The sequence below is a fragment of the Micromonospora sp. SYSU B005 genome (assembly GCF_055362685.1).
This window is the reverse complement of the sequence record NZ_JAXCFU010000029.1, coordinates 17,891-27,381: the sequence shown is the minus strand read 5'-3', so window position 1 is coordinate 27,381 and position 9,491 is coordinate 17,891. Positions and strand designations below refer to the sequence as shown.

General features: G+C 74.6%; 7 protein-coding genes. All 7 read left to right on the top strand.

Annotated elements, in window-relative coordinates; all coding sequences use genetic code 11:
- The first annotated feature begins 686 nt into the window (after positions 1-686).
- A complete protein-coding gene (locus SM452_RS29815) occupies positions 687-2,435 on the top strand; it encodes an ATP-binding protein (protein ID WP_043325613.1) in 1,749 nt (582 codons plus the stop codon).
- 11 nt (positions 2,436-2,446) lie between these two features.
- Positions 2,447-3,595: an exonuclease SbcCD subunit D gene (locus SM452_RS29810; protein ID WP_262013491.1), complete on the top strand. Its 1,149-nt coding sequence runs from the start codon at positions 2,447-2,449 to the stop codon at positions 3,593-3,595.
- Positions 3,595-6,069, top strand: coding sequence for an AAA family ATPase (locus SM452_RS29805; protein ID WP_047893135.1), 2,475 nt, complete (start codon positions 3,595-3,597; stop codon positions 6,067-6,069). Before SM452_RS29810 ends, SM452_RS29805 begins: the two co-directional genes overlap by 1 nt.
- A gap of 25 nt (positions 6,070-6,094) precedes the next feature.
- A complete protein-coding gene (locus SM452_RS29800; RefSeq protein WP_402812672.1) occupies positions 6,095-7,066 on the top strand; it encodes a hypothetical protein in 972 nt (323 codons plus the stop codon).
- Entirely contained in the window at positions 7,066-7,923 is an 858-nt protein-coding gene (locus SM452_RS29795; RefSeq protein ID WP_463841171.1) for a spermidine synthase, read from the top strand. The genes SM452_RS29800 and SM452_RS29795 overlap by 1 nt, the downstream gene beginning before the upstream one ends.
- A gap of 82 nt (positions 7,924-8,005) precedes the next feature.
- Positions 8,006-8,704: a sigma-70 family RNA polymerase sigma factor gene (locus SM452_RS29790; RefSeq protein ID WP_463841170.1), complete on the top strand. Its 699-nt coding sequence runs from the start codon at positions 8,006-8,008 to the stop codon at positions 8,702-8,704.
- Positions 8,701-9,465, top strand: coding sequence for an anti-sigma factor family protein (locus tag SM452_RS29785; RefSeq protein ID WP_463841169.1), 765 nt, complete (start codon positions 8,701-8,703; stop codon positions 9,463-9,465). The genes SM452_RS29790 and SM452_RS29785 overlap by 4 nt, the downstream gene beginning before the upstream one ends.
- Positions 9,466-9,491 lie beyond the last annotated feature (26 nt).

Below are 9,491 nucleotides of genomic sequence, written 5' to 3'. Positions count from 1 at the left end.
CACCACCAGCCGGATACCTCATGCCTCCGACCTACCGCCCACATCGACCCAGATCACGCAGACACGCCGACGGACGTCAGCCTTTCAACCTCTGTAGCGGCAGCGGCGAGATCTTGGTACCAAACGGCCCCTATAGGGGCCCTTTCCTACCAAGATCTCGGCGTCGTCCTGACCTGCGGGACACGACTCCCGCTGCTCGGGACGATGCGGACCGGAAGCGGCGAATCACGTGCGGGCAGACGACGGGTGGGCCGCCATGGGTGTCATCGGCCCGCGGAGGCACCCATGGTGTTCCACCGTGCGGCCGGGCCCGACCGCACGGCGCCGGACACCACCCGGACCGCCCGACGGCACCGCCGAGGTCATCGGTCGGGTCACCCCGGGAACCGGCGGCGGGCGGCAGCGCGGGAAACGGCCGGCGGCGGCACGGGAACGACCGAGGGACGGCGGCACGGGGAACGGCGGGCGGTTCGGGGACGCGGGACCGGCCGGGGGCACGGGAACGGCCGGGAAAGCGCGAACAACCAAGGAAAGGCACGCATCGTGGTCGGGCGGATTCGGGGGGCTACCGTTCGGCGCACGGGTGGCGTGGCGTCCGCCGCGTCGCGTGGCAACCTGTCGCATCCCTCGGGCAGGATGCACGACGTGCACCGCCAACGGTACGACCAGCCGACCGGAGACCGCCGATGACCGACGATCAGCTCGACGGGCCCGGCGAGGGTGTCGGCCGAGTGCTCGGCACCGCCGATGCCACCCCGCTCACCTTCTGGACCGCCGTCGCGCCGGGCAGCTACCTGCAACTCGACGACGTGGTGGTGACCCGCCGCGACCTGCCCGACCGTGAGCCGGTGACGATCGCCGGGGTGGTGACCCAGGTGCGCGCACGGCACGAGGGGGCGCAGTTCGACTCCGACGTCTTCGCCATCGCCGACGGCACGCTGCCGGCGCAGGTGCAGGAGGCGGCCGAGGTGACGACCACGCGGGTCGACCCGGAGTTCTACGTGCCGCCGACGCCGGGCGCGGTGGTGCACCGGGCCGAGGGTGACGCGCGGGCGCGGGCGCTGCACTTCGACCGGATGGAGCGGCGGATCCCGATGGGGATGGGCCGCGACGGCGTGCCGGTCTACCTCAACGCCGACTTCCTCGACGGCACCCGGGGCGCGCACGTGTCGATCTCCGGCATCTCCGGTGTCGCCACCAAGACGAGCTTCGCCACGTTCCTGCTCTACTCGGTGTTCCGCTCCGGTGTGCTGGGCGGCGACGCGGTGAACGCCAAGGCGCTGATCTTCAACGTGAAGGGCGAGGACCTGCTCTTCCTCGACCACCCGAACAGCCGGCTCGACGACCCGACCCGGGCGGCGTACGCGAAGCTGGGCCTGGACGCCGGCGCGTTCCCGGACGTGCGGGTGTACGCCCCGCCGCGGGTCGGCGACTCCTCCGGCACGCCGGATGTGAGCAGCCGGCTCACCGGCGTGGACAGCTTCTACTGGACGCTGTCCGAGTTCTGCGCCGACCGGCTGCTGCCGTACGTGTTCGCCGACGCGGACGACGAGCGCCAGCAGTACACGATGGTGGTCCACTCGGTGGCCGCGCACCTGGCCCGCTACGCCCAGCCCGCCGACGGCGGGGTGAGCATCGACGGGGTGCGGCTCGGCTCGTACGCGGACCTGGTCGACCACGTGGTCGAGCAGCTCAACGACGACGAGACGCGCGGCGAGTGGGCCGGCAGCGCGGTCGGGCTGGGCACCGTGAACGCGTTCGCCCGGCGGCTGATCGGCAGCAAGAAGGACCTGGGCCGGTTGATCCGTGGTGACCTGGCGACCCGTCGCCCGCACTCGATCAACACGGCGGAGAGCGCCCAGGTCACAGTGGTCGACCTGCACAACCTGCCGGATCGCGCGCAGCGGTTCGTGGTCGGTGTGACGCTCAAGAGCGAGTTCGAGCGCAAGGAGAAGGCGGGCACCGCCAAGCCGCTGCTGTTCGTCGTGCTCGACGAGCTGAACAAGTACGCGCCGCGGGAGGGCTCGTCGCCGATCAAGGAGGTGCTGCTCGACATCGCCGAGCGGGGCCGCTCGCTGGGTGTGATCCTGGTCGGCGCGCAGCAGACCGCCAGCGAGGTGGAACGGCGGATCGTCACCAACTCGGCGATCCGGGTGGTGGGCCGGCTCGACCCGGCCGAGGCGTCCCGCCCGGAGTACGGCTTCCTGCCGCCCGCCCAGCGGCAGCGGGCGCTGCTGGCCAAGCCGGGCACGATGTTCGTCAACCAGCCGGACATCCCGGTGCCGCTCTGCCTGGAGTTCCCGTTCCCGGCGTGGGCCACCCGGGTCTCGGAGGCGGGCCGCGCGCCCTCGGAGACGCTACGGTCGATCACGCAGGCCGCCGATCCGTTCGCGGTGGTCGGCTCCGGCTCCTCCGACGACGACATCCCGTTCTAGGCGGCACCCAGATGAAGATCCTGCACACCTCCGACTGGCACGTCGGCAAGGTCCTCAAGGGGCAGTCCCGGGCGGAGGAGCACAAGCAGGTCCTCGCCCAGGTCATCGAGATCGCCCAGCGCGAGCAGCCCGACCTGGTGATCGTCGCCGGTGACCTGTACGACACCGCCGCGCCGACCCCGGAGGCGACCCGCCTGGTCACCCGGGCGCTCACCGCGCTGCGGCGTACCGGCGCCGACGTGGTGGCGATCGGCGGCAACCACGACAACGGCGCGGCGCTGGACGCGCTGCGCCCGTGGGCCGAGGCGGCCGGGATCACGCTGCGCGGCAGCGTCCGGGAGAACCCGGACGAGCACGTCGTCGACGGGGTCACCGCCGGCGGGGAGCGCTGGCGGGTCGCCGCGCTGCCGTTCCTGTCCCAGCGGTACGCGGTGCGCGCGGTGGAGATGTACACGCTCACCCCGGCCGAGGCCAACCAGACGTACGCCGACCACCTGGGCCGGGTGCTGGACCGCCTCGCCGAGGGCTTCACCGAGCCGGACCGCGTGCACCTGGTCACGGCGCACCTGACTGTGGTCGGGGCGAGCACCGGCGGCGGTGAGCGGGACGCGCACACGGTGCTCGGATACGCGGTCCCGGCGACGGTCTTCCCGGGCAACGCGCACTACGTGGCGCTGGGTCACCTGCACCGTTCGCAGCGGGTCATCGGCCCGTGCCCGATCCGCTACAGCGGCAGCCCGCTCGCCGTCGACTTCGGCGAGCAGGAGAACGTCTGCTCGGTGACGATCGTGGAGGTGACAGCCACCACGGCCGCCCGGATTCGCGAGGTGCCGGTGCCGGGCGCGGTGCCGCTGCGCACGGTACGCGGCACGCTCGCGCAGCTCGCCGAGATCGAGGCGCCGGAGGGCTGGCTGCGCGTCTACGTCCGGGAGCAGCCCCGGGCCGGGCTGCGCGAGGAGGTGCAGGAGCTGCTGCCCCGGGCGCTGGAGATCCGGATCGACCCGGAGCTGGTGCCCGCGCCGGGCAGCGGGACCCGGACTGCCCAGCGGGCCGGCCGGTCGCCGGGCGAGTTGTTCGGCGACTACCTGGACAGCCGCGGGCACGCCGACGAGGGTGTCCGGGAACTCTTCGACGAGCTGCTCGAGGAGGTGGAGCACTGATGCGGCCGATGCGGCTGGACATGGCCGGGTTCACGGTGTTCCGCGACGAGACCACTGTCGACTTCACCGACGCGGACTTCTTCGCGCTGGTCGGGCCGACCGGTTCGGGCAAGTCGACGGTGCTCGACGCGATCTGCTTCGCGCTCTACGGCACGGTGCCGCGCTGGGGCGGCGCCCGGGGGCTGGCGAACGCGCTGGCACCGTCGGCCACCGAGGCGCGGGTCCGGCTGGTCTTCGAGTCCGCCGGGGACCGCTACGTGGCGACCCGGGTGGTCCGCCGCGACGGCCGGGGCACGGTGAAGACGGCGAACGCCGGTCTGCAGCTCATGCCGCCGGGGTTCGACGTCACCAAGCTCGACACCGGGCTCAGCCCGGAGGATCTGGGCGAGGTGGTGGCGGGCACCCCGGCCGAGATGGAGCAGGCGGTGCTGGACGCGGTGGGGCTGCCGTACGAGCAGTTCACCTCCTGCGTGGTGCTGCCGCAGGGCCAGTTCGCCGACTTCCTGCACGCCAAGCCGGCCACCCGCCAGCAGATCCTGGTGAACCTGCTCGGGCTGGGCGTCTACGAGTCGGTGCAGAAGAAGGCGGTCGAGCGGGCCGGGCAGGCCGAGGCGAAGCTGGAAACGGTCGACAAGATGCTCGGCGGGCTCGCCGACGTCGACGACGAGAGTCTGACCGCCGCCCGGGAGCGGGTGGACGCGATGCGGGAACTGGCCGCGGCGGTCGCTGCCGCCGTACCCGAATGGGAGCGGGCCCGTGCGACGGCGGGCGAGCGGGCCGCGGCGCTGGCCGCCCTCGACGCCGAGCTGGGTGTGCTGGCCGGAGTGCGGCCGCCGGACGGCACCGCCGAGCTGGCGCGGGCGGTGGCGCAGGCCCGGGTGGCCGCCGACGAGGCGGCGGCCGCGGTCGGGCTGGCCGAGGAGCGCGAGGAGAAGCTGCGCGGGGAGCTGGCCGCCGCCGGTGACGAGAGCGCGCTGCGGCTGCACCTGAAGGCGTACGCGGACCGGGACCGGCTGACCGCGGAGGCGGCGACGGTCCGCGCGGCGGTGGACGCGGCGCGGACCGAGCACGACGCGGCGGTGGCGGCGCTGGCGGCGGCGCGGGCTGACGCGCAGCGGGCCGAGACGGAGCTGGAGTCGGCGTTCCGCGCGCACGAGGACGCGAAGGCCGCCGACCAGGCGGTCGCGTTGCGGGCGCACCTGGTCGGCGGCGCGCCGTGCCCGGTGTGCGAGCAGACGGTCACCACGGTGCCGGCGGTGCCGAAGGGTTCGGCGGTGAGCCGGGCGATCGAGGCGGGCAAGGCGGCGCGGGCGGCGAGCGAGGCGGCCAAGCGGGTCGTGCAGGAACGCGACACCGCGGCCCGTGACTCCGACCGGGTGCTGCTGCGCGCCCGGACCCAGCACGACCAGCTCGGTGCGCGCCTGGCCGAGCTGGACGAGCAGCTCGCGGACGCGCCGGCGCCGGAGCGGCTGCGCGAGTCGCTGACCGAGCACGCGCGGCTGCGGACCGCGCTGGAGGAGGCGGCCGGCGCGGTGCGGGCCGGCCGGGAGGCGGCCCGGCGGGCGCGGGGCGCACTCGACGCCGCGCAGGAGCGGCTGCGCCGGGCCTGGCGTGAGTTCGACGCGGTACGCGACGGGCTGGCCCGGTTCGGTCCGCCGGCCGCCGACCGCGACGACGTGGCGGCGGCGTGGGCGGCGCTGGCCGGCTGGGCGAGCGAGCAGGCGCAGGCGCGGCGCGCGGACCGCGACGGGCTGGCCGACTCGGTGGAGGCGGCGCAGCGGGCCGCGGCCGAGGTCGCCGACGCGATCGCCGCGTTGTTCACCGCCGCCGGGCTGGACGCGCCGCAGGACGCGCCGCGCGACGTGGCGGTGGCGGTGGAGCGAGCCGAGGCGGAGTTGCGCCGCCTCGACGAGCGCCGCGAGCAGGCCGCCGAGCTGCGGGAACAGCGGGCCGGGCACGAGCACGAGGCGCGGGTGGCGCGGGCGCTCGCCTCGCACCTGCGGGCGAACAACTTCGAGCGCTGGCTGCTCACCGAGGCGCTGGACCTGCTGGTCGACGGCGCGTCGGGGATCCTGCGGGAGCTGTCCGGCGGGCAGTACGACCTGGTGCACGACAAGGGTGAGTTCTTCGTGGTCGACCACCACGACGCCGGGCTGCGGCGCGGGGTGCGGACGCTGTCCGGTGGGGAGACGTTCCAGGCGTCGCTGGCGCTGGCCCTGGCGCTGTCCGAGCAGCTCGCCGGCATGTCCACCACCGCCGCCAGCCTGGAGTCGATCGTCCTGGACGAGGGTTTCGGCACGCTCGACGCGGCGACGCTGGACACGGTCGCGGCGACGCTGGAGAACCTGGCCGCCCGGGGCGACCGGATGGTCGGCGTGGTCACCCACGTGCCGGCGCTGGCCGAGCGCATCCCGGTCCGTTTCGAGGTCCGCAAGGACGCGCGGACGGCCCGCGTGGAACGGACCGGCCTGTGACCGGCGCGTCCCGGCGGAGCGCCGCGTGACCGGGCCGTCGCCGGCGTTCTTCGTCGACGCCTGGGATCCGGCGTACGGCGCGTCGTTCGAGGCGGCCGGTGGCGCCGGGCCGGCCGCGCCGAGCAGCGCCCAGGTCGACGCCGACGTCGAACTGCCGGCCACCGACTGGCGGGCGATCGGCCCCCGCGCGGACGTGCGGTCGCCGGATGTGGTGCTGCTGGTCGACGGGGTGCGCCGGATCGACGCCAGCGTCTGGACGGCTGAGGAGGACGGCGGCTCGTTCCCCGGCATCGCCGCCTCGTACGCGGCCGGTGTGGTGCGCTGCGACCTGGACCGGGGCGCCGCCGAGATGGCCGGCGCCCGGGTGGGGCGTGGCCTGTTCACGGCGAGCCCGTCGGCGCAGGACGTGGTCGCCGGGACGGTCCGTTACCCGGTGCACCGGGTCAGCGGCACCGGTGAGCTGAGCAAGCTGCCCGCGGCGGTGCAGGCGCCGCTGACCGCGCTGGAGGTGGCCGTCTCCGACGCGGTACGCACCGACGGCGACCTGCTGGTGGTGGACGGGCCGCTGCGCAGCCGGCGCAACCTGCCGCGCACGCTCGGGTACATCAAGACGCAGCACAGCCAATACCTCGACGGGCGGCTGACCGCCGTGGTGACCGGGCTGGCGCCGGGTGAGCGCTGCCCGGTGTTCCGGCTGGGTACGGCGTGGGGCGGCTGGTCGTGGTATCTGCGGCTGCCGGTACGCGCGGGCGCGCCGTGGGCGGGCATCGTGCGGGTGGAGTGCTCGGCCGACCTGACCGTGCCGGAGGCGATCGCGCTGGCCGACCTGTCGCTGGTGACGCTGCCCCGGTTCGCCTCCACCCCGTACAAGGATCCGCGCGCCCCGCAGAACCTGGTGCCGATCGCCGGGCTGGAACGCCGGCTGCGCGGGATGCTCGGCGATGCGCGGCTGCTGCACCGGGTGCTCACCGCCGCCGCGCGCGGGATGCGGCGCTGATGGGCCGGCGACGCGACTCCGACCGGGTGGTGGCCGACGTCGACACCGGCCGGGCCGAGCTGGTGCCGGACGCCGACCGTGCGGGCTCCTGGACGCTGCTGCTGGACGGTGCACCGCAGTCGCATGTGGACCTGAACGACCCGTCGCACCTGGAGTTCGAGTACGTCCGGCGGCTCGCCGCCGCGCTGGACCTGGTGGCGCCGGCCGGGACGCCGCTGCGGGTGCTGCACCTGGGTGGCGGCGCGCTCACCCTGCCCCGCTACGTGCAGGTCACCCGGCCCGGTTCGACGCAGCGGGTGTCCGAGGTGGACGGCGCGCTGGTGGAGCTGGTCCGCCGCGAGCTGCCCTGGCCGTCCGATCCGCGCCTGAAGGTCCGGGTGGCCGACGCGCGGGCCACGCTGACGTCGAGCCGGGACGGCGCGTACGACGTGATCGTGGCCGACGTGTTCGCCGGCGCCCGTACCCCCGCGCACCTGACCTCGGTGGAGTACGCCGCCGAGGTGGCCCGGGTGCTCGCGCCCGGCGGCAGCTACCTGGCGAACGTGGCCGACGGCCCGCCGCTGCGGCACGCCCGCGCCCAGATCGCGACGGTGCGGACCGTGCTGCCCCGGGCCTGCCTGGTGGGTGACGCGGCGGTGCTGCGCGGCCGGCGCTACGGCAACCTGGTGCTGGTGGCGTCCCGGGTGGAGCCGCCGGTGCCGGAGCTGACCCGGCGGGCGGCGGGCGACTGGTTCCCCGGCCGGGTGCTCGCCGGTGCCGAGCTGGACCGCTTCACCGGCGGCGCGGCGGTGGTCCACGACGCGGACGCCGTCGACTCCACTCCCCCGCCGCCGGGAATTTTTTCCGTCAAACGTTGATCCGATCGGCTGATCGCTGCGTACCACCGGGCGGCCATGCCCGTGGGGGGCCGGCTGATGTCATTGGACAGCGGAGGTCTGCATGCATGCGGTGGCGGCCGGCTGGCACGGCGAAGTGGCGCGGCCCGAGTGGATGTTCGCCCGGGCACAACCACACTCGCGCGCCTCGCGTTCGGGCCGGGGGGTCGACGCCCAGTCCGCCGATCGCCAGAATGACCCGGTGCCGCCGCGACCCGCTCCCGGACGCCACCAGGCGACCTCCGCCGAGGCCAGCCACTCCGACCAGCTGATCCGCCTGCTGTACGCCGAGCACGCCGGCCCGTTGCTGATGTTCGTGATGCGCCTGACCGGCGGGGACCGGCAGCGCGCCGAGGACATCGTGCAGGAGACGCTGCTGCGGGCCTGGCGCAACGCGCACCGGCTCGGCGTGCAGGGCCAGGGCTCGCTGCGCCCGTGGCTGGTCACGGTGGCCCGGCGGATCGCCATCGACGAGCACCGCAGCGAGCAGGCCCGCCCGCCCGAGACGTACGACCGGGATCTCACCATGTTCGCCGAGTCGGACAGCACCGACCGGGTGCTGCGCACGATGACCGTCGCGGACGCGCTGCGTACGCTGAGCCAGTCGCACCGGGAGATCCTGGTGGCGACGTACTTCCGGGGACGCACCGTGCCGGAGGCGGCCGAGGAGTTGGGGCTTCCGCTGGGTACCGCCAAGTCGCGGGTCTACTACGCGCTGCGCGCGCTGCGCACGGCTCTGCAGGAGAGGGGGGTGACCGAATGAGCCGGGCCGATCACATGGACGTCGCCGCGTACGCGCTCGGCGTGCTGGACGCGCAGGACGCGGAGCGGTTCGAGGAGCATCTGGCCACCTGCTGGGCCTGCGCTGCGGAACTGGAGACGATGGTCCCGGTGGTGGGGCTGCTCTCCGGCATCGACGGCGAGGCGATGGCCGCGCTGGAGCAGACGCACACCGATCCGGCGCTGCTGGACCGGACGCTGGTGGCGGTACGGCGGGACCGGCGTCGTACCCGGGTGCGGCAGTTGCTGGCCACAGCGGCGGCAGTGGTGGTGTTCGGCGGCCTGAGCGGGGTCGCCGCCGGGATGCTCGGCGACGATCCCGCGCCGCCGCAGGCGGTGCCGACGCCGGCCGCGCCGAGCGGCGAGCCGGGCAACCCGAACGACCCGGGCGTCGGCGGGGAGCCGATCGAGGGCGACCAGCACAACGCGACCGACCCGGGGACGGGCGTGCAGACGACGATGTGGCTGGCCCGCAAGGAGTACGGCACGCAGATCGCGGTGCAGCTCAGCCGCCTGCCGGGGCCGCGCACGTGCCGGCTGGTGGTGGTCCGCAAGGACGCCACCAGCGAGGTGATCTCCAGCTGGTCGGTGCCGGTCGGCGGCTACGGGACGAACCAGAACCAGCTTCCGCTACAGCTGAGCGCGTCCACGTGGACCCCGGTGCGAGACATCGACAAGCTCCAGGTGCAGTCGGTCGACGCGAACGGGGTGGCCAGCACGCTGGTGACGGTGGACGACATCTGATCGAACGCGAAGCGGCGCCGGGTGGC